At 68.0% G+C, this 20,624-nt stretch carries 17 protein-coding genes; 7 read left to right on the top strand and 10 right to left on the bottom strand.

Annotated elements, in window-relative coordinates:
• From IPZ69_RS20345 to IPZ69_RS20365, 4 genes are all read right to left on the bottom strand, one after another.
• A partial coding sequence (locus tag IPZ69_RS20345; RefSeq protein ID WP_235455600.1) for an NAD(P)-binding protein occupies positions 1 to 776 on the bottom strand: 776 nt, incomplete at its 3' end.
• Positions 777 to 1,022: 246 nt separating this feature from the next.
• On the bottom strand, positions 1,023 to 2,060 hold the full coding sequence (locus IPZ69_RS20350; protein ID WP_235455601.1) for a chitinase: 1,038 nt from the start codon (positions 2,058 to 2,060) through the stop codon (positions 1,023 to 1,025).
• Positions 2,061 to 2,145: 85 nt separating this feature from the next.
• Positions 2,146 to 3,945: a M4 family metallopeptidase gene (locus IPZ69_RS20355; protein ID WP_308407512.1), complete on the bottom strand. Its 1,800-nt coding sequence runs from the start codon at positions 3,943 to 3,945 to the stop codon at positions 2,146 to 2,148.
• A gap of 511 nt (positions 3,946 to 4,456) precedes the next feature.
• The gene (locus IPZ69_RS20365) at positions 4,457 to 4,606 is read right to left on the bottom strand and encodes a hypothetical protein (RefSeq protein WP_235455602.1); all 150 of its coding nucleotides are present in this window, start codon (positions 4,604 to 4,606) and stop codon (positions 4,457 to 4,459) included.
• A 334-nt stretch (positions 4,607 to 4,940) separates the two neighbouring features.
• Between IPZ69_RS20365 and IPZ69_RS20370 the strand changes: the two genes are divergently transcribed.
• Positions 4,941 to 5,567, top strand: coding sequence for a PASTA domain-containing protein (locus IPZ69_RS20370; protein ID WP_235455603.1), 627 nt, complete (start codon positions 4,941 to 4,943; stop codon positions 5,565 to 5,567).
• Positions 5,568 to 5,729: 162 nt separating this feature from the next.
• Positions 5,730 to 6,245, top strand: coding sequence for a hypothetical protein (locus IPZ69_RS20375; RefSeq protein WP_235455604.1), 516 nt, complete (start codon positions 5,730 to 5,732; stop codon positions 6,243 to 6,245).
• Between the two features lie 436 nt (positions 6,246 to 6,681).
• Here IPZ69_RS20375 and IPZ69_RS20380 read toward each other — a convergent pair whose 3' ends face one another.
• The 3 genes from IPZ69_RS20380 to IPZ69_RS20390 all read right to left on the bottom strand — a co-directional run bounded on the left by IPZ69_RS20380 (position 6,682) and on the right by IPZ69_RS20390 (position 9,205).
• Positions 6,682 to 7,287: a hypothetical protein gene (locus IPZ69_RS20380; RefSeq protein ID WP_235455605.1), complete on the bottom strand. Its 606-nt coding sequence runs from the start codon at positions 7,285 to 7,287 to the stop codon at positions 6,682 to 6,684.
• Between the two features lie 471 nt (positions 7,288 to 7,758).
• On the bottom strand, positions 7,759 to 8,412 hold the full coding sequence (locus tag IPZ69_RS20385; RefSeq protein WP_235455606.1) for a hypothetical protein: 654 nt from the start codon (positions 8,410 to 8,412) through the stop codon (positions 7,759 to 7,761).
• Between the two features lie 124 nt (positions 8,413 to 8,536).
• On the bottom strand, positions 8,537 to 9,205 hold the full coding sequence (locus tag IPZ69_RS20390; RefSeq protein ID WP_235455607.1) for a class I SAM-dependent methyltransferase: 669 nt from the start codon (positions 9,203 to 9,205) through the stop codon (positions 8,537 to 8,539).
• A 381-nt stretch (positions 9,206 to 9,586) separates the two neighbouring features.
• Here IPZ69_RS20390 and IPZ69_RS20395 point away from each other — a divergent pair, with 381 nt between their 5' ends.
• The 4 genes from IPZ69_RS20395 to IPZ69_RS20410 all read left to right on the top strand — a co-directional run bounded on the left by IPZ69_RS20395 (position 9,587) and on the right by IPZ69_RS20410 (position 14,719).
• Entirely contained in the window at positions 9,587 to 11,158 is a 1,572-nt protein-coding gene (locus tag IPZ69_RS20395) for an oleate hydratase (protein WP_235455608.1), read from the top strand.
• Positions 11,159 to 11,586: 428 nt separating this feature from the next.
• Positions 11,587 to 12,420, top strand: coding sequence for a hypothetical protein (locus tag IPZ69_RS20400; RefSeq protein ID WP_235455609.1), 834 nt, complete (start codon positions 11,587 to 11,589; stop codon positions 12,418 to 12,420).
• Positions 12,421 to 12,656: 236 nt separating this feature from the next.
• The gene (locus IPZ69_RS20405) at positions 12,657 to 13,109 is read left to right on the top strand and encodes a DUF485 domain-containing protein (RefSeq protein WP_235455610.1); all 453 of its coding nucleotides are present in this window, start codon (positions 12,657 to 12,659) and stop codon (positions 13,107 to 13,109) included.
• A gap of 2 nt (positions 13,110 to 13,111) precedes the next feature.
• Entirely contained in the window at positions 13,112 to 14,719 is a 1,608-nt protein-coding gene (locus IPZ69_RS20410; RefSeq protein WP_235455611.1) for a sodium/solute symporter, read from the top strand.
• A 262-nt stretch (positions 14,720 to 14,981) separates the two neighbouring features.
• Here IPZ69_RS20410 and IPZ69_RS20415 read toward each other — a convergent pair whose 3' ends face one another.
• Both IPZ69_RS20415 and IPZ69_RS20420 read right to left on the bottom strand, forming a co-directional pair.
• Positions 14,982 to 17,813: a lectin gene (locus IPZ69_RS20415; RefSeq protein WP_374293534.1), complete on the bottom strand. Its 2,832-nt coding sequence runs from the start codon at positions 17,811 to 17,813 to the stop codon at positions 14,982 to 14,984.
• Positions 17,814 to 18,482: 669 nt separating this feature from the next.
• A complete protein-coding gene (locus tag IPZ69_RS20420) occupies positions 18,483 to 19,253 on the bottom strand; it encodes an MBL fold metallo-hydrolase (protein ID WP_308407516.1) in 771 nt (256 codons plus the stop codon).
• Here IPZ69_RS20420 and IPZ69_RS20425 point away from each other — a divergent pair.
• Positions 19,155 to 19,541 (top strand): hypothetical protein, encoded by a 387-nt coding sequence (locus IPZ69_RS20425; RefSeq protein ID WP_235455613.1) that lies wholly within the window; start codon positions 19,155 to 19,157, stop codon positions 19,539 to 19,541. The two genes, IPZ69_RS20420 and IPZ69_RS20425, sit on opposite strands and share 99 nt — an antisense overlap.
• Positions 19,542 to 19,663: 122 nt before the next feature.
• Here the strand turns inward: IPZ69_RS20425 and IPZ69_RS20430 are convergent, their stop codons facing one another.
• Positions 19,664 to 20,194 carry a carbonic anhydrase gene (locus IPZ69_RS20430; RefSeq protein ID WP_235455614.1) on the bottom strand — a complete coding sequence of 177 codons (531 nt, stop codon included), beginning with the start codon at positions 20,192 to 20,194 and terminating at the stop codon, positions 19,664 to 19,666.
• Positions 20,195 to 20,624 lie beyond the last annotated feature (430 nt).

Genomic DNA, 20,624 nt, shown 5'->3' on the forward strand with positions numbered 1-20,624 from the left:
GTCGGCAGGGTCGCGACCGCGTACCCGCCGCGCGAGTCGTCCGTGACGGACACGACCGTCGTCATGGGGTGCACGGCCGCGCCCGCCTTCTCGGCGAGGTGGAGGTAGTTCTCGTTGAGGGTGTTCTTGGCGCCGTGCCGGCAGCCCGTCATGCACTCCCCGCACTCGGTGCAGGCCTTGCGCGCCGGGCCCGCCCCGCCGAAGTACGGGTCGGCGACCTCCTCGCCCGGCTTTACCCTGGCCTCCCCGTCGGCGTCCTCGCCGTCGCCGAAGAACACCCCGACCGGCGCCATGTGGAAGGTGTCGCCGACGCCCATCCGCTGCGCCGCCGCCTTCAGGTGCACGTCGGACGGGGTCATGGTCGGGTTGAGCCGCACACCGAGCATGCGCCGGGCCTGGTCGTAGTACGGCTGGAGCTCTTCCTGCCAGTCCGTGATGTCACGCCACTGCGGGTCGTCGAAGAAGGCCTTCGGCGGTACGTAGAGGGTGTTCGCGTAGTTCAGCGAACCGCCGCCCACTCCGGCCCCGGCCAGCACCATCACGTTGCCCAGCAGGTGGATGCGCTGGATGCCGTACATGCCGAGCTTCGGGGCCCACAGGTAGTTCTTCAGGTCCCACGAGTTCTTCGGCAGGGTGTCGCGGGTGAAGCGGCGGCCGGCTTCCAGTACGCCGACGCGGTAGCCCTTCTCGGTGAGGCGAAGGGCGGTGACGGACCCACCGAACCCCGATCCGACCACGACGACGTCGTAGTCGTATCCATCGGCGAATGGCTGCACAGAAGTTCTCCGTCTCCGGGCGTCGAAGGGTAGGTGGGCGAACATAGTGATCTCATCACGCCGGCGGATCCGGCCGACCGTCCTGTCGGGCCGAACCATTGCGAGACTTCGGTCGGCACCGGCCCGTTCCGTGCGATGAGGCCGAATCAAGGAGGGCGGGCGCGGCGGTGGCCGTCCGCACCGAAGTGCAGACGGCCACCGTGTTCTTGCAGCTGTCGGTTCCTGCGACACCTGCCCTCGATCCCGCTAACCCCGGTAGGTGCCCAGGGCCTCACTGAAGGCGAACGGCTTCTGCCGTACGCCGCTGCACGGGGGCTTGGTTCCGTCGGCCGAATCGGCCCCGTCCTGGCACTGTTTGTCGCGGTTGATCGAATCCATGGACAGCCGGCCCAGATGCTTGGTGTTGGCGAAGGCGACCAGTGCTTTCGCGTTCTCCAGGGTGAACGACCGCTTGCCGAAGTCGTTCTCGCCGATCCTGGGGGTGACGGCGAGTGCCTTCCATGCCTGCGCCTCCGGCAGTCCCAGGGTGGAGGTGAGCTGTCGCTGGGCGGCGGTGGCGGCGGTGGTCGTGTACTTCAGCAGGTCGGCGTCGGTGGCGGTGTCACCCGGGTTGCCGGTCACGGCGTTGACCGTGGAGATTTTCACGCCCTTGGCCTTGGCATCGGCCAGCACCTTGAGGCCGTTGGGGGTGAAGCCGCCCGGCAGCGCGGGCAGGCTGATCGACACGTCCAGGCCCGGGTGACTCTTCTGCAGCCGTGCAATGGCCTGCGAGCGGAGGGGGTTGAGCGTCGGCATGTTCAGGACGTATCCCTGCACGTCGAAGTCGACCTTCGTGATCTTGTACTTGTCGATGATCTTCGCGTAGGCGGCAGCCAGTTGTGTGGCAGAGGAACAGTTGGGCGTCAGGTCGCCACCGTCCCCTCCGAAGGAAACCCGCACGTCGCCGCCCGCTTGGCGCAGCTGATCCAGCTTCGCAAGGACGTCGTCTCCACCCTCGACGGCGCATCCGGTCGCGCGTTTGAGGTGTCCGACGGTGAAGTGTGTGACCCCACTGTCCTTCGCGGTCGCCGCGAGGTCGAGCGGAGGGCTGTCGGCGATGTCGATGAAGGGCGAAAATGCCTGGGTCTGCGTGCCGGCCGGCCGGGAACTGTCGTCCTTTGCGTTGTCGCGTGCGGCCAGTGCGCTGTTCGGCAGGACCGCGGCAGCGCCCGCGGCGACGGCTCCGCCGACGAGAAGGCCGAGGACTGCCTTCTTCTTATGGTGTGCACTGCGATGCTGGTTCATCTGAAATCCCTTCCGTGCGCAAATGCGGTGACTGCGATGTGACGTTGCTCCGCCGGGAGCAGGACAACCGGTGCTTGACGATCCGTCAGGAATGCGCCTCCGGGGTGTTGGCGGCGGTCACATTGACCGCCGTCCAAGCCCTGTCCACCGTCTTGTACTCGGCGCTGCCGGCGCCGAAGAGGTCCTTGGCCGCCTTCAGTGTCGCGACGCGCGCGCCGTGGAAGTCGGTCGTGGAGACCATGTAGCGGGTCAGGGCGCGGTAGAAGATCGCCGAGGCCTTGGTGCGGCCGATGCCCTTGACCGTCCCGCCGTCGTACGTGGGCGAGTCGTACTTGACGCCGTTGATCGTCTTCTTCCCGCTGCCCTCCGCGAGGAGGTAGTACGCGTGCGAGGAGACGCCGGAACCGGCGTGCACCTCGGTGTAGAAGACGTCGGGCGACCAGTAGTCGACCGTGCGCCCAAGCCGGTCCAGCGACGGCTTGTCGAGGCGGCGCATGAACTTCTGAGCCAGGCCCAGCTTCTCGCCGATCAGGTAGTCCGGCGTGTCCTTCGCGCTGTTGGTGAAGAACTCGACGTTGGAGCCGAAGATGTCGGCCAGCGACTCATTCAGCGAACCCGGCTCACCGTACTGACGGTTCGCGTCCTGGAAGGTCGGCTCCAGCTTCGCCGTCGCGTCCACCACGCCGTGGGTCAGCTCGTGACCGGTGACGTCCAGGTTGACCAACGGCTTCTTGAACGACTTGCCGTCGCCGTCGCCGTACTGCATGCACTGGCACTCATGGGACCACGCAGCGTTCGCCCACTTGTTGGCGTAGTGCACCATGGCGTGGGCGCCCTGGGAGTCGTTCGCGATGCCCTTGCGCCCGAAGGTCTTCTTGTAGAAGTCCAGGGTCTCGGCGATGCCGTACTGTGCGTCCACGGCGGCGCTGGTGCGGCTGGAGACGGCGCCGTTGCCCCACTTGTTGGTGGTGCTGGTGATCTGGGCGCTGCTGGCGTAGTCGTCCAGTTCTTGGTCCTTAGCGTCCCGCGTCTCCGTGCCGTAGCGAGTCGGGTCCTTCAGCAGGAATGTGGTGGGGGCGGTCTGGGTGGTGGTCAGGGGGACCGTGCCCAGGGACAGAGACGCGCCACTGCCCTTGACGGTGCGCGGGAAGCTGCCGTCCGCGGCCGGGGCCGGGGTGGTCGCGCCGAGGCCGGACCCCGCAGGGGCGTTGTCCGTGGCAGGGGTGAGACTCTCGCCGCGCTTGCGCAGCGTTTCGCGCAGCTCGGGCGAGACGATCCCGTCGTTGTCAGGGATGTCGCTGCGGACCTTGCCGGTGTCGGCGTCGATGACGACCGTCCGGGAGCCATTGGCCTCGGTGGTGGCGCTGTCGCTGACCTGCACCTGGTACGCGAGGGCGGATGCGCCCCTTCGGGCGTCCACCACCAAGTGGGCGCTGCCCGCCTTGCCCTTGGCGACTGAGGCGGCCTTGGCCGCTGCCTGCGCCGACGTCAACTTCGCCTTGGTCGTGGCGGGCTTGACCTCGTGGCCGGCGGCACGGGTGACACCCGCGTACGCCAGCGCGTGGTCGAGGTGCACGACGAGGTCGCCGCCGAGGACCGGCATGCCCTGGTGGGTGCGTTCGAACCGGACGTGGCGCGCGCCCTCCGGGTCGAGCATCACGTCCTGGGCCCGCAGTCCCTCACCTTTGGTGAGGCCGGTCGCCGAGGCGTGGGCCATGGCGGCTGTGCGCGCGGCCTCCACCACAGCAGCGTCAGAGGTGCCGGACGACGACACGGCATGGCCCGTGCTCGGAGTGGGGGCTCCGAGCGCCGTGGCCCCCAGACCCGTAACGGCCGTCGTGACCCCGACGGCGACCGCCAGGCTGCGTATCTTGGTTCTGCGCACTCTTGGGTTCCTTTCGTACGGATGGGTGTCGGATCACCCACCGCGCTGAGTCATGGCGCGCTCGCACCTGAGGTTGGTAGGGACCGGAGCCGGAACATGAGGCAGCGACTCCGCCTGTTTGATGTGAAAACGCCGGCGCTACGCCGCGATTGGCCGACGCGGGTCGCACGACGGACGAACGCGCCCGGCCTGGTCGCCCGAGTTGGCCCGCCCTGCCACGCGTAAGCACTTCGCAGTGCCAGCAGGTGCGGTCGGATGTAAGTGACGCTGTTCCAGGGGCCCTTCGCTGGGACCGGTCACTTGGCCGGGTCACTCGATCGAAGCAGCAACGATTGTCTGCCCGGAACCGACCTCAGGATGAGATGGACGCCGACGATCGTCACGATCAAACCCCGCTCCGGACCTGGGCGGTCGGCCCAACCGACCGCTCAGGGAGGCGGAGTCATGGGCCGGCCCAGCCCGGACGGACCACCGCCGCCGGGCAGTTCACCGCCCCGCCACGGTCGAGGTGCTAGGTGAACATGCCGAGGTCACCGGCCTGCCAGCCTGCGTTCGCCGGTACCGTCACATCAAGGCGGTACGGCGACATGGCGAGGCTGCTTCCGGCCGGGACGGAGACCGAGGCCAGCGTCCGCGCGGAGGCTGTCCGAGCACCCGTCATGCGGTGGCGGCTCAGGGTGGTGCGTCGGCGACAGCGGCGGATGTCACATCAACCAGCGGTCCACCCGGCCGCCGCTGTGGCGATCCGGAAGAACACCGGCATGTCCCGGGTGTTCCGATCCGCAGGAAAGCAGCCGTGCAATCCGTCCGCCAGTTCCACCACGACGGCCCGCGCGTACACCGCGCGCGATGAGGCCCCTCCGATGAGGAGCCTCTCCCTGCTCCGCAGCACAACCGCCACCCAATCCGGTCAAGGCACCGTCACTCCACCACCAGGCACTGCACACGCGCCGTAACCTCACCCACCGGCACAACACAAACACTTAGGGGGAACCGTGAACCGCAGGACACTCGCCGGCACCACAGCCGTGCTCGCCATCCTCGGCGTCGTCACCGCATGCCAGCCCACCAAGACACCTGGCAGCAACGGCAACACATCAGCGGCCACAGCGACCAGCGGCAGCGACAGCAAGACCGCCACCAAGAAGACCGTGCCCAATTTCGTGGGCATGAGCCTCCAATCCGCCCAGGACACCGCCCAGGAGGCGGGCTTCTACAGTCTCAAGTCCCACGACGCACTCGGCCGTGCCCGCATGCAGATCCTCGATCGCGACTGGAAAGTCTGCTCTCAGAATGTCAAGGTCGGCACGACGGCGTCGACCAACACCGAGTTGGACTTCGGCGCGGTCAAGCTCGCCGAGACCTGCCCATCCAAGGATCAGGCCGCACCATCCGCTGCCGACGGGAAGATGCCGGACTTTCGGGGGAAGAGCGTGAAGGCCGCCCGGGCCGCGCTCGACAGCGGCACGTCGATCACCGTGAACGACGTGTCCGGTGACGACCGTATGGTGCTGATCGAGTCCAACTGGCAGGTGTGCTCACAGAAGCCGTCCGCCGGCGCAGCGCTGAAGCGGCAGCCGGTGACGCTGGACGCGGTGAAGTACGGCGAGAACTGCCCGTAGTCGATGTGGGCCCCGGAGCCGCCGTCTGGCTCCGGGGCATCTGCTGCACAGCGACGCTTGGGCCCGCGGGACCGAGGCCGTCGCGAGCACGAGATCGAACACACCATCACGACTCCGCCACAACCCCTACAGAGGCTTCTGTAGACCATCAGCATCGCAGACATGCGCAAATCCCTCACCTCCGCTGCCCTCCCCATCGTGGCCCTCGTCGTGCTCACGGCATGCAGCAGCAACTCCCCCAGCAACCACCACTCAGACGCGAAGGCCGCCACACCAGCCAGCAAGCCCCTCACCGCGGACACGGCGCTCACAGGCATCACGGCCGCAGTACCGTCCGCGAAGAAATCCGGCGTGGTCACCGCCGACAACGACCCGAACCACCTGCTCGGCCGCCCCAGCCAGTACACGTCCAAGGTCACCTTCGAGGACACGCGGATCCCCGGCGACCAAGTCAGCGGCACGGACAAGGGTGACGTCGAACGCGGCGGCGCCATCGAGGTGTTCGGCAGCCCGGCTGACGCGAAAGCCCGCGCGACGTACATCCAGGCCGTCACGAAGTCGATGCCGGCACTCGCCGAGTACGACTATGTCCACGGGACGGTCCTCGTCCGCGTCTCGCACTACCTCACGCCGAAGCAGGCTGCCGGGTACGAGTCGGCGGCGGACATGCTCGGATGAGACGGCGGCCGCCGAGAACCACCCTTCCGGCACCACCACCTCAACTCGTGGCGCATTGGCCCATGGAAAACGGCCCCATCCAAACGAAGCGGGGCGGACGTGGCCGTGAGCCTGCGCTCGACCAGTGGCAGGGCAGGGCACGGCACGGGCTTCGAGCCGGAGGGGCATGAGGTGGTGGCGGAGGGTACGGGCTGTTGCAGTGCACACCAGGGGATGCGGCGCGCTTGCGCCGTCAGAACGCGTAGACCCGCGTTCCGCGCGGGGACGCCGGCGGGCAGAGCCCGCCAGGTGCTACCGCCCGCGGCCAGGCACCGGACCGCGTCGACCTTCTGCCAACGGCAGTAGCCCTCCGGCCTGTGCCTGTGCAGCCGATCCCCGGAGTTCCGAGCCTCACCCCGGCCTATCCATTGCCCGGCCGACGTCCCCGGTCACGGCATCAGCCGACGTTGAAATCGAGGTTGGTCACGTACCAGGCGCCTTTGATCTTGGCGGACTCCACTTTGACGTCCAACTGCCCTTGCTTGATCCCTGTGGAGTTGGACAGGATGACCTTCTCAAGAGTCTGTCCGTCGATGGTGATCTTGTCGGCAGGGACTACCGCCTTGCCACCGGTTTCCGGGACATGGGCGACTTCCACCTTTGGGTTGTTCGTAGGTTGCTTGGGCGTGAACGCCTTGCGGAACCTCCCCAGGTTCTGCTGCATTTGGCGCATCTCGGGTGTGTTGCTGTTACACCTCGTTGGGGTGCCGACCTGAGCGGGCGACGAAGCTGTGGCTGGTTCTGCCATCACCACGCATGCCTGCTTCGGCCGGCCCTCGATGACCGCGGTGACCCACGAGGCAACCGCTTCTTCGGCTGTTGACTGACGGGGCTTCGGGGCGGCCGTCGTCGGCTGGCTCGCAGTCGACTTGCTCACGGTCGGCGCCTTGTCCGCGCCGGAGTCCTTGTCCTTCGAGCAACCCGTGACACCCGCGACCGTCACCACCAGCGCGACTCCGGCGATCCAGCGGACCGTCCCCTTGCTGTCGCTCTGCCACACCATCCTGTAAGCCCTTCCCGAAGACGTCGATTGGATGATGCCGCCCCGAAGAATTCGCCCTCGACGCCACATCAACCAACATGACGGGATTGGCAGCCGCAGGGTTCAACCTCGTAGCGATGGCGTGCGCTCCACGAATACCACCAAGCCCGAACGAGAGGAGACGGGCACCTGTATCACGCCGGAAGCAGACGGAGCGCCTCCGTGGCAGTCACTGCGCAGACGAACTCCAGGACAGCTCACCGGCCCCAAGGCCCAGCCCTTTCTCGCCCAGATGCGCCAGAGCTCGGGCCGCGGCTTCGCGGGGCAGATCTTGCGGGCGGCGATCCGGTTCAGCGTCGATCGCCTTCCGCGTCTCCTCATCCCCACGCGCCCGCAGCAGTTGCAGGGTCGCCTGCGGCGTGCTTGCGGCCCGGTTCCATCGGCGGGAGCCGCTGCCTCCATCCGGCTCACCACAGGGTGTGACAGAAGTCGTCAGCGCTGAGCGGTGGGATGCTGGCCCGCGCGGATCAGTAGTTCCACCGCTTGCAGGGCTTCGGACACATCCGCCGGGTTGAAACGGTTGTCGATGAGGTTGGCGACGGACGTTGCGGCGTCCGAGAGGTCGCTGCCTCGTCGCCGTACGGCGCTCATCAGCACGTTCAGTGCTTCGTAGTGGGCGACCGTCCGAAGGCCGCCGCCCAGCTTCCAGGGTTCGGCCAGAACGAGGGCGGCCAGATCAGCCACGTTCGCGTCGTCGAACTCGGCCCGGCACCGGTCCATGGTGTCGACGAGCTCCGGGACGCCCCAGACGACGAACGTGAAATCCTGGGTCCCCGTCGACACAGCCACCTGCCGCGTGACCGCGACCGAGGAATCGCGGACCTCCTCGATGCAGGGGAGGAAGATGCTGAACTTCCCGCGCATCCGGTTGAAACGATGAGATTTGAAGACCAGTCGATAGTTGGTCAGATAGAGCCGTCCGCCGATGGCCTCCTTCCCTCGCATACCGACCAGCCACATGAGATCGTCGAACGCGAACCGGGACAGCCCCGCCGCTCGAACATTGATGACCGCGTTGGCGTTCTTACGAAGGATGATTCCTTCACCGGGCAGCAATTCCTCAAGGTTCAACGGCGCTATCGCCACAGCTCCCCCTCCATGTCAGCTGTACGAGCAGCGGGAGCATCCTAGATGTGCCGCTGCATGTCGGCACACCCGCGGTGAGCTGGACGAGGATGGTCGCCCTCGGGCGTTTTCCAGCCCAGGCCGTTCAACAGGGCTCGTAGTGCGAGCTCACAGCGGGCTGGCCCGTGTAGTTGGGGCCCGCGTCGGGGTCTGCGCCGATGTAGTGGAACGGGAGCCGCAGGGCTCGCCCGCCCCGCAGAATTAGTCGGTGGTGCCGGGGGCGGTACTCGTATCCGGCCGTGCGCAGGGCGGTGACGGCGGCGCGGCCCGCCGGCGACCCGTCCGCCCAGCGCACCGAGTCGGGGTCGAAGTGCGCGATCAGCAGCCCGTCCTCGGCCAGCCAGGAAGCGGCACGGGAGAGCAGGCCGAGCTGGTCGCCGACGTAGTGCAGGCCGTGGACGCACGTGATCAGGTCGTACGTCCGGCCCGGGGTCCAGGAGGAGACGGAGGCGCCGATCTCCTCCAGCGTGGCCGGAGCCGGCCGCGGGACGAGCGGGCCCACCAGGTCGACGCCGGTGAGGACCGCGTCCGTGGGCAGGGCGGAGGCGGCTTCGCGCAGGGCGCGGCCCTCGCCGGAGCACAGGTCCAGCCAGGAGGGGGCGGCACGGTCCCCCAGCCAGGCGAGGGGATCGAGGCCCAGCTCGCGGGCGTAGCTGTTGACCCCGACGAGGCCCCGCTCGCGGTTCATCGTGTTGTTGGCGACCACGGAGGATCGTTCCAGCTCGGGCAAGGACAGCAGCGGAGGCTTCGGCATACCGGCATTCTCTCGGGGCGGGCGCGGGGCGGGATCACAGGGGTTCATCGGCCTGCGCCGGCAGCTTGGTGGCCACCCCCCTCCTCCAGCAGGTCCACCACGTCACCGCGACCCGCCTCGCGTCCGAGGCGGAAGGAGCCTGGACGCGGCTCAGCTACTGACTATCAACTGCATCTCGTCAGCAACAGTTGGCAGTCCGTCCCCCAACGGCGTCGTAGAAGCTGCCAACGGATTCGTAGAGACACCTCAGGGGGCCAAGACCCGCTCCGTGGGCCGTCCGGACCAGGCAAGTGCCCAACGGCCCACTGACGCAGCCCTGCACCGCACGAAAACCTGTGATGCGCGGTTTTCGATCCATGAGTGAGAACCAGGAGTTGTGTGATGGCGAAGGCGTATCTGGTGGGCAGCGGGATCGCGGCGCTCGCCGCGGCGACGTTCTTGATCCGCGACGGCGGTTTCAAGGGATCCGACATCCACCTCTTCGAGCAACAGCCGACCACTGGTGGCAGCCTGGACGCGGGCGGCACTGCGGACGCCGGCTACACCATGCGCGGCGGGCGGATGTTCGAGGCCGAGTTCCGGTGCACCTACGATCTGCTGTCCGGCATCCCCTCGCTCGACGACCCCGCGGTCTCCGTGACCGATGAGATCCTGGCCGGACACGAGGACTTCGCCTGGGACGACATCACCCGCCTCGTCGACGGTGACGGCAAGACGGTGGACACCGGCTCGATGGGCTTCTCCGAACGGGACCGGCTGGAGTTGGTCCGCTGTCTGGCGACCCCCGAGAAACTTCTGGACGGCAAGCGGATCACCGACTGCTTCAGCGAGCACTTCTTCGCGACCAACTTCTGGTTCATGTGGTGCACCACCTTCGCCTTCCAGCCCTGGCACAGCGCGATCGAGTTCCGGCGCTACCTCAGGCGCTTCATCCACCTCCTCCCCCAGTTCGCCTCCATGTCGGGCATCCATCGCACCCGCTACAACCAACACGACTCCATCGTGCGCCCGCTGACCGCCTGGCTGCGCGAAGCCGGCGTCACCGTGCACACCGGCTGCCACGTCACCGACCTCGGGTTCACGCCGGGCATCCCCAGCGGTACCGTCGACACGCTGTTCCTGAGCAGGCGCGGAGAGGACGAAGAGGTTTCCGTGGCTCCCGAGGACCTGGTCCTGGTCACCCTCGGCTCCATGACCGACGCCTCCAGCCTCGGCTCGCACAGCTCTGCCCCGCCCCCGGCTCCCCACCGCTCCGACGCCTGGCTGCTGTGGCATCGACTGGCCCGGGGACGCGAGGACTTCGGCAACCCGGCCACTTTCGACAAGCATGTGAAGGAGTCCCGCTGGGAGTCCTTCACGGTCACCTCCAAGGACCCCGCGTTCCTCACAGCGCTGGAGAACTTCAGTGGGCGACCGGCCGGCAAGGGCGGGCTGATGACCTTCACCGACTCCAACTGGTTGCTCACCATCGTCGCCAACCGACAGCCCGTCTACCGCGAGCAGCCCGAGGACGTCGGAGTCTGGTGGGGCTACGGCCTGTTCCCCGACCGGGCCGGCAACCAGACGCCCAAGCCGATGACCATGTGCTCCGGACGGGAGATCCTGGAAGAGGTCCTGCACCATCTGAGGTTCGACGCGCCGACGGCGGCGCGGGTCCTTCGGACGTCCACCGTGGTGCCTTGCGTGATGCCGTACATCACCAGCCAGTTCCTGGTCCGCAACCGCGAGGACCGGCCCAAGGTCGTGCCCGACGGATCGGTCAATCTCGCCTTCATGGGACAGTTCACCGAGGTGCCCGACGACGTCGTGTTCACCGTCGAGTACTCCGTACGCACGGCCTGGACCGCGGTGGCACAACTGCTAAAGCTCGACAAGCAGCCTCCGCCTGTCTACAAGGGCCACCACGACCCCCACGTACTGGCCGCCGCCCTGGAGACGATGCATCGCAGGTAGCGCGAACACAAGAGAGTCGGGGCCCCTGAAGACGCCCTCGGCCTCGACGACGCATGATGGCGACGGTGTTGTGGCGGTACTGCCGAGAGCTGCATGAGCCACCCGATGCTTCGCTCGATGTCCAACGCCGCGGACTCACCTTGAAGCCGCGGACGTCGGGCGAGCGTTGGACCGGATGGACGTCGATACCGAAGCCGGGGCGGCTGCCTGCTGAACCACTTCGCCGCCGTGCTGGCACAGATCCGGACCGCCAGCGGCACGAACACCTGTCCGGCGCCCTGGAGGACAGACAGCGCAAGCTTGACGGCGCGGGGTCTGGCCATGCTCGACTCGGCCGGACACGTCAGCGGCTATCGGAGCCTGCTCGGCGAGGACAAGCCGTCAGGCTGTCCCTGACAGGTGTTCGGTGTCAGGGCTAGCCTGACGCCATGACCGATGTCGCAGGCACCCCCTCAGCTCCGGCCGCGCCCGAGTCTCACCGGCTGTCCCCCCGCGACGAGTCCCGCGTCGCACTGGCCCTGACGCTCCGTCAACTGGCCGACGCCGTCCTGGACGCCGTACCGGTCGAACCGGATCCCGCCCCCGGGGACCTGCTGCGTACGGCACTGCGGCTGGCGCGTCGCGCGGAGGACGTGATCCGGGAGGCGGTAGTCGCCGAGCGCGAACGTGGCACCACCTGGGGGCAGATAGGGGAGGCCGCGGGCATGACCCGGCAGTCCGCGCACGAGAAGTGGTACGGCGACATCCATGCCTGGGCGGCCACCGGGCGCAGTGCGCTGCCGGCGCACCTGAAGACGCTGGAGGTGGCGGCGGAAGCGGACGCGCGTCATGCCAGGCTGCGCCCGGACCGGCCGCAGGCGGTCACCTCGGGCCTGGACGCGGTCCGTTTCCCCGGTTCCCACGCGTACGAGGCCAGCCTGCGAGCCCGCGGCTCCGCCCTGCACGTCCGCCGTATGGAGCTGGACGCACGGGCCACCGGGCTCAACGACGAGTACGGCGCACTGCATGCCCAGGGTCCCGCGGCCGTGCCCGTCGGCGGTGACCCGCTGGAGATCTCGGCCCATCGCGGGCACGCGTCCGCGGTGCGCGCCAACCGACTCGCCATCGCCGCGGTGCACGAGGAGATCGCCGATGTCTACGACCAACTGGTCACCGCGGAGCCGCCCCTGGCCGAGGAGCACCGCACACAGGCCGACTGGCACCGCAACGCGGCGCGGCAGGCCAGCACCTATGCCGACCTTCTGCGCGACGGTGAGGGCTGACCGCGCAATCCATTGTCAGGATGATCTCGGCCAACCTCCGAGGGTGACCCCTGGCGCGCCGCCTACCAACGGAAGAGGCCGCAAGGAGTGCGCCTGATACAGCCATCCACCGCACGCATACCAACCACTCAGTTTGTCGAAGGACTCCCGCAGGTTCGTACCAAGCAGTAGCGTGCCCTCACCCCCCGCTTCCCTGCGGTCCCGCACGGGCCCTGAGCCACGCAAGGAGAAACGGGATGACCGACGCGTTCTCGTCCCCCGAGCACCCACCACGTCACATGGCCCCGCCGGACGGCCCCGCGCTCCACTCGTCTCGCTCCTACGCCGCCTACCCCTGGCCGCCACAACCGCTACCGGAGCCCGAGCGAAGGACACCGCGCTCTCCAGCCCACGGTCATCACAGCGACCTGCGCACCCTGCGCGGCGCATACCGCTGGCAGCGCCGTGTGGCCACGTTCACCGCGCTCGGCTATTTCACGCTCTTTCTCGTCCTATCCGCGTTGGCGCCGTCGCTGATGACGCGCACCGTCTGGGGCGGACTGTCCACGGGACTGCTGGTCGGGCTGCTCCAAGTGCCCGTCACCTGCTTGTCCATCGGCCTGTACGAGTACACGGCGCGCCGCAGGGTCGACCCGATCGCGGACCGCATTCGCAGGCACGCCGAGCTCGACGCCAAGCGGAGGGCGTGACGATGACGGGCTTCAGCAGTTCCACCCAAGCCATGTCTCTGGTGGCCTTCACGACGGTCGCCACGATCATCCTGCTTCTCTGCGTGATGACGGGACCCGACGGGGACGACCTCGACGAGTTCTACACCGGGTACGGATCGCTCTCCCCGATGCGAAACGGCCTTGCCATCGCCGGGGACTACATCTCCGCCGCGACGGTCCTGTCCACCGGAGGCGTCATCGCGCTCGACGGGTACGACGGCGTCGTCCTGGCGCTGAGCACGGCCCTCTCGCTCATGCTGCTGATGTTCCTGCTGGCCGAACCGCTGCGCAACGCAGGCCGGTTCACCATGGGCGATGTGTTCGCCCGGCGGATGCCCGGCCGCGCGGGGCGGATCGCCGCGTGCGCTGTGACGATCGCGGCGCTGGTGCCGATGATGCTGATCCAACTCGCGGGCACGGGCGATCTGTTGTCGTTCATCCTCGGTTTCTCCAGCGACTCGCTGAAGACCGGGTGCACCGTCGGAATCGGCGCGCTGATGATCAGCTACGCGGCGATCGGCGGCATGAAGGGTACGGCCCTCATCCAGATCCTGAAGATCGTCATGCTGCTCGGCTCCGGCGCTGTCGTCGCAGTACTGCTTCTGCGGCAGTTCGCCTGGGACCCGGGCGCATTGTTCTCCGCGGCGGCGCAGAGGAGCGGGGTGGGGTCCGCGTTCTTGCACTCGGGTCTGCAGTTCGCCGGCGGGTCCTATCCCCGAATCGACATGATCACCTCGGAGTTGACCGTCGTCCTCGGCGGCGCCTGTCTTCCGCACGTCACCATGCGCATGTACACCGCGAGCAGCGCCCCTCAGGTGCGCCGGTCCATGTCCTGGGCGGTTCCCTGTGTCGCCTTCTTCGTGCTGATCATCACGGTCGTCGGCTTCGGCGCGACGGCGCTGGTCGGGCGTACGACGATCGCCGCCGCCGACCCCACCGGCAGGACCGCGTATCTGCTGGGCTCGCGGGCGGCCTTCGGGGCTGACGTGTCGACGGCCGAGACTTTCCTCTTCACCACGGTCACCACAGCGCTCTTCCTCACCTTGCTCGCCTCAGTCGCCGGGATGATCCTGGCCTGCGCCAACACCCTTGCCCACGACCTGTTCGTCGGTCGCACGCAGCCGACCGCCCGTCGCGAGATGATCCTCGCCCGTGTGTCCGCCCTCGCGGTGGGCGCTCCAACCATCCTGCTGGCCACCCTCGTCCAGCACCACAACCTGCAGCCGCTGGCGCTCCTGTCGGTGTCCATCGGCGCCTCGGCACTCGCGCCGGCGCTGGTCTACAGCCTCTTCTGGCGGCGCTACACCCGCACAGGTCTGCTGTGCACCCTGATCGGTGGCACCCTCGCCACCATCGCTCTGATGACCGGCACCAACCTGGTGTCCGGCTCCCCCTTCTCCGCCTTCCCCAACGCCGACTTCAACTGGTTCCCGTTCACCACCACAGGTGTGGTCTCCATCCCGCTGGGCTTCGCCTTGGGCTGGGCGGGTACCGTGATCTCCGGGCGGCAGAAGGCCGAGGAGCAACGCCGCCAGTACGAAGCCATCGAGGCATGGATCCTGGCGGGGGCCGTACGGCGAGGAAGCTGAGCGCATCCCCGTTTGCCGCACAGACGTTGGCCGAGCGCCTCGCCGCCTGCCCCTACTCCCCCATCACCGTCGCCCTCGCCCTTCTTCGCTCCGCCGCTTGGAGGTCAGAAGGGCGAGGGTGTATGGAGCCGACGCCAGGCATCGGGGAGGACTGCAGTAGTAGCGGTCCATGTCCCGCCATCTGCGCCTGCTCGGCTATCGGGACGTCTCCGGTCGCCTCACGGGTGATATGCGGATGAGGCGCTCGCGCGTGGCGGAGGCGTCATGCCGGTGGCAGCGTCCACTTCTGCGCCGCGGTCCCGTTGCACGTGTAGATCTGCAGTCGTGTCCCTTCCGTGGTGGAGGAATTGGGGTCGTCCAGGCAGAGACCGGAGTTGGGGTTCGTCAGGGAGCCGTTGGCGCCGAGCGTCCACTTCTGGGCACCGGTGCCGTTACAGGTGTAGAGCTGGACGAGCGTGCCGTTCGTCGTCCCGCTGTTCGCCACGTCGAGGCACTTGCCGAGGGTGCGCAGGCTGCCGTCCGCCGCGACCGTCCAGTCCTGTGCGTACGTCCCGTTGCAGGTCCACAGGCGGATCGCGGTGTGATCGTCGGTGCCGGAGTTGGCGTCGTCGATGCACTGCGCCGCATTCACTCCGGACTTGATGGGACCCACCCGTGGTTTCGGCGGGGCGGCTGTGTCACCGGGGTAGGAGGGCGGGGCGGCGGACGCGTTCGCGGCCCAGTCGGTGTTCGGACTGGTGCCGAGCGTAAAGCTGAGCGTTCCGCCGGAGGTGATCGCGCTCGTGGGTGCGTAGGCGTTGTTCCACACGGACCCGTTGAAGGTCGCGGACTGCACGTAGGGCGCGTTGTCCGCGGCACCGTCGCCGTTGATCGTCAGGGTCTTGCCGGAGGGCAGATTGATCACGGCCTGCGAGAACAGCGGCGAGCCGAGGGCGAGGTCCGACGTACCGGGCGTCATGGGGTACATGCCCAGTGCGGACCAGACGTACCAGGCGCTCATCGCGCCGAGGTCGTCGTTGCCGTCGGCGAGGCCGGCGGGGGTGTTGGACCAGATCTGGTCCTGGATCGAGCGCACCGTCGCCTGGGTCCGGTAGGGCCGACCGATGTAGTCGTACTCCCAGGGCAGTTCAATGCTCGGCTCGTTGCCGACCCACGCGTAGCCGTTGGCGCCGGTGTAGCTGCGCAGGACGGTGTCGAGGTAGTCGGCCATCACTTTGTCACCGCCCTTGGCGGTGGCGAGCCCGGCTACATTGAAGGGAACCATGCCGGAGTAGATCCACGAGTCGGCCTCCACCATGTCTGTACCGCTGGTGGGATCGAATCCGCTGGTCCAGGAGCCGTTCGCGTTGCGGGGCTGGACGAAGCCGGAGGCCGGGTTCAGCATGTTGCGCCAGTCCTGCGCGCGATGGGCGTATGTCTGCTGGCTCCGGGTGTCGCCGAGGGCGCCGGCGAAGGCGGAGAGAGCGAAGTCCGCGGTGTCGTATTCCAGGGTCGTGGCCACCGGGCCGTAGAAGTTGCAGCAGCCGTAACTGCCGTCATGGGGTTCGTAGCCGGGGTTGTCCAGGTAGTTCAGGCCCGGTCGGTCGTTGTTCGCGACGCTCGCCTGCTTCAGCAGGCCGGCCAGCGCCTTCGACGTGTCGAAGTTCCGCGCCCCGAAGGCGTAGTAGTCGGCGATGATCGCCGCCGCCGGGTCGCCGACCATGACGAAGGACTCTCCGTTGTTCTCCGACCATTTGGGGAAGATCCCGGTCTGGATGTAGTCGTCGGTCATCGACTGGGCGGTGTCGGAGGCGACCTGAGGGCTCACCAGTGCCTCAAGCTGGGCCTGGGAACGGTAGACGTCCCAGCCTGAGTAGTTCGCGTAGGCGGCGTCGTGTCCGGTATCGACCGTGTGCGTCTTTCCGTCGAAGCCGTAGTACTGGCCGTTGGTGTCGCTGATGACGTTCGGGTGCAGCAGCGAGTGGTAGAGCGCCGTGTAGAAGATTTTCTGCTGGTCTGCCGTGCCGCCGGATATCTGCACCTTGCCCAGCGCCGTGTCCCAAGCCTTGTGGGCCGCGGCGCGCACGCCGTCGAAGTTCCAGTCGGCGTTCTCGGCGCTCCGGTTGGCGACCGCGTTGGCCGCGGAGACGTAGGAAATGCCGACCTTGGCCTGGACGACCTGGTTCGCGGTCGTGTTGAACGTGACGTGCGCGTTCGAGGCGGCGGCGCCGGGGGACGCGTCCTGGGGTACCGCCCTCTCGGCGCGAGGCTTCGGCAGGGATCCGTGCAGGCGTGGCTTGTTCGGCTTCTCCGGGACAGTCTTGCCGGCCCGGTCGGCGGTCGGCTTGGGCGTGTTCGTCGAGTGGGCGAGCGCGCTGCCGCTGGAGGTGAACGGCCGGTCGAAGACCATGTCGAAGTAGACGGTATACGTGTTCCCTGCGCCGCAGAATCTTCCGCTGGTGACCTGGCCGCTGACCTCGGTATTGGAGACGACGTTGAACTGTGTTGACGACCCTCCATTCTGACTGCTGGTCAGCTTGAAGAGGAGGTCGGCCTGGGCGGTCGCGGGAAAGGTGAAGCGAGCCATGCCGCTACGTGTGGTGGTGGTGAGTTCGGTCGTCACCTTGTTGTCGAGGGCGACCTTGTAGGAGCCGGCCGAGGCGGACTCGTTGGCGTGTGAGAAGGAGTCCGTCGCCGTGTTGCTGACAGCGCCCACCGTGGGCAGCACCGGTATGTCGCCCGCGGCTCCGCAGCCCGGTCCCGCGATGTGGGTGAGGCTGAATCCCGTGATCGAGGAGTCCTTGTACTCGTACCCGCCACCGGGTGGCCGCGACGAGGTGTCCGGGCTCCACTGCACCATGCCGAAGGGGACGTCCGCACCGGGGAAGTCGTTTGCGTCGTTGGACGTGCCGATGAAGGGATTGACCAAGTCCGCCGGCGCCGACACGAGTTCCGCCGCTCTTGAGGGCCCCGCCCAGGCGACGGGAGCGGCTAATGCCTGCGCGCCCAGGAGGGCGACGCCAGTGGCGGCACCCAGGGTCGTGCGGATCCAGCGGCCGCGGCACGGTCGTCTGCGCGTACGATGTCGGCGGCCGCCGACAGGAATCGAGAACATCGCGAGCTGCCTCCTGAGGGATGCGTTCGGGAGTACACCGAGGCGGACGGACGAAGAGAGGCTCCGGTGAGGGGCGTTGGTCCGGCCGGGGAACGGGCAGCGGTCCGCACAGTGGCGAGAGGTTCCGTTCTCTCATGCATGAGGCTGACCAGGAGGGCGCGTTGGCAACGTTGTCGTCGTTCGGCGGTGTACCGCCAGATGAACTCCTCACAGGCAGGGCGGCGGGACGCACAACGGCTCACCTCGACATCACATGTGACAACGTTGTCCTGACGACCGAAAGTCCGAACGGGTATTGCAGGGAGTCGAGAATTCTTCTCAGCTCTCCAGCCGCTGGACACCAGACCGGCCCGGAGCACTGTCGCAACGTAGCTATCGGTCGTGCTCACGTCAAGACTGTGGGGCGGGTCGGGCCACTTCTCCGACACGCGGGGCGAACAGGCGGTCAGCTTCGCAGTACCGGAGGGCAGTTGGGTCCCGGGGCAAGGGCACCCACCTCGTCACCGCCCGCGGACGCGCCGGTCACGGGATACGGGCAAGGACCGGACAGCGACCTCCTCCCGGAGATCACCCGGGCGCCGCCGTTGCCGGCCTAGGCACCGGATGCCAATGTGCGAGGTGCGGCGGCGCCGGCCAGCTCCCCCGTCATCACGGTCCGCTGAACCGGGTTCAGGCCACACCCGCCTGTGGGGCGCTGAGCGTGTAGGTGGTTCCGACGCTGGTCTGCACCCATGCGTCCGGGAGCGCTGCGGCGAGGGTGTGCTGGGCGCGCCAGCCGGTGCAGTGACCGGGGACGATCAGCTCGGGTGCGAGTTCGATGAGCGCGGCCACCGTTGGGCCGATGACCGGCTCGAAGGCGGGACCGCTCAGGTGGAATCCGCCGATGAGGGCGAGCAGTTCGGTGACGCCGGTCAGCCTCATGGCGTGCCGGATGATGTTGACCACTCCGGCGTGGCCGCACCCGGTGATGATGACAAGTCCTCGGCCGCGCACGTTGATGACGAGTGCCTGGTCGTCGATGACGGCGGGGTCGTGTCGCCAGCCGTTCCCGTCCCAGGCCTGGTGTGCCTGCGGCATGCCGTGCTCGAACTCGGTGACGCGGTCCACCTCGCCGGTGATCAGGGTGCCGCCGGCCAGCAGTGACGGCTGCCGCCGCTCGATCACCTCGAACCCTTCGCGTTCCAGGGCACCCCGTGACAGCGTGGGCATCTCCAGACTCTGGCCGGCGGGTAGTTCCAAGCGGCGACGGGTCCAGACCGCGGGGTGGACGGTCAGCGGCAGGCCGGAGCGCCCGCGCAGCCGGGCCAGGCCGTCGAAGCCGCCCGCGTGGTCGAAGTGTCCGTGGCTGAGCACGACGCCCTGCAGGCCGCCGACATCGATGCCAAGACGCTCGGCGTTCACCGCCAGCGCGTCCGGCGACGCGCCGGTATCGAACAGCAGCGTGCTGCTCGTGTTCCCGCTTTGGATGGTGACCAGGGCGGAGAAGCCGTGCTCGGCACGCAGCCCCGCGAGGCCTCGCCGTCGGCGAACTGCCGCGCGGCGGTCCGCCCGGCGCCCATCGACGCCCGGGTGACGCCTTCGGCAGAGGTCAGCAGGGCATCAAAGGTGTTGTCGACCATCGTCGTGACCCTGACCTCGTCGACCTCGGGCAGCGTCACCGGGTCGACAGCCGGTCCCTCCGCGACGCGAGGCGCCGACCAGGCCGCCTCGGCCGCCGAGTGCCCGTGATCGTCGCACATGCTAGGAAGCGGCTCCCCGCCGACAGGACCGGCCAGGGAGGCAGATGCCGGTAGAAGCCGCACGCCCACGGCGGTCACGCCGGCCGGACCGGCCGCAGGCGCCGCGCGGTGTCATCCTTCCACTCGCGCGGGCGGGACGACGACCTCGATGAGCCCGGTGGCCACGTCGTACACAAGCCCCGAGACGAAGACTCCGTCCGGAAGCTTCTGCTTGAGGACTTCGACGTCGACACGGACGGCGGCGACCGGGTCGGTGACCGCCTTGGCGTCCAGGTCCCCGGCCGCAACTTCGAAGTAGTCGGCCAGCAGCTCGGGGAACGCGACCAGGTCCGTGATCCCGCAGTCGGTGTGGTGCAGGACCGCGTAGTGGACGTGGCCCGGGCGAGGGCCGCCCGCGCGGGCCTGGACGACCTTCGAGAGCATCTCCAGCGTCCGGAGTGTCGCGGGGGCGACCCGCCCTCCGACGTTGCGGATCACCGCTGCCTCGCCGAGCTTGAGCCCGAGCACGTCGGACGGGTCGACACGAGGGTCGACGCATCCGATGACCGTCAGACTGCCACTGGGCATCAGCTTGAGGCCGGCGAATGATCCGCCGTCGGCGAACCCGGCGTTCCGCTCGGCCAGCTCGTCCGTGTCGATCACTGTGACGGTAACCCCTTGTTGCTCTGAGCCTGGCCCCCGATGACGCCGACGGGGACCTCCAGTTGCCACCAAGCTTGGTCCGCCGCTGCGACCCATGCCACTCGGCTTTGGGGCAGATCGTGATCACACAGGTCAACGCCTTGCGCGATCCGACACGGCGCAGGTGGCCCGATTTCGTGCCAAACCTTGGGCGGGTGTCCGGATCCCTCCGGAAGGAACGGGCAGGGAGCGGGCACACCCCAGTCGGCGAGCGGGCAGCGGCTCCCCGCGCCGCGGAGCCCTCGACCGCGAAATCCAGGGGCTTCGCACTCCGAAGTACGGGCATATTCGGTCATCAACGGCTCTACGACGAACCTGGTCAGTACCGCCAATCGCTTATAGAAATTTGGCCACCGGAGCCGAAACGGGCCGGGCACCGGAAAAACAGTCG

Origin of the sequence: Streptomyces olivochromogenes (assembly GCF_021538895.1) — a bacterium.
GTDB lineage: Bacteria > Actinomycetota > Actinomycetes > Streptomycetales > Streptomycetaceae > Streptomyces > Streptomyces olivochromogenes_A.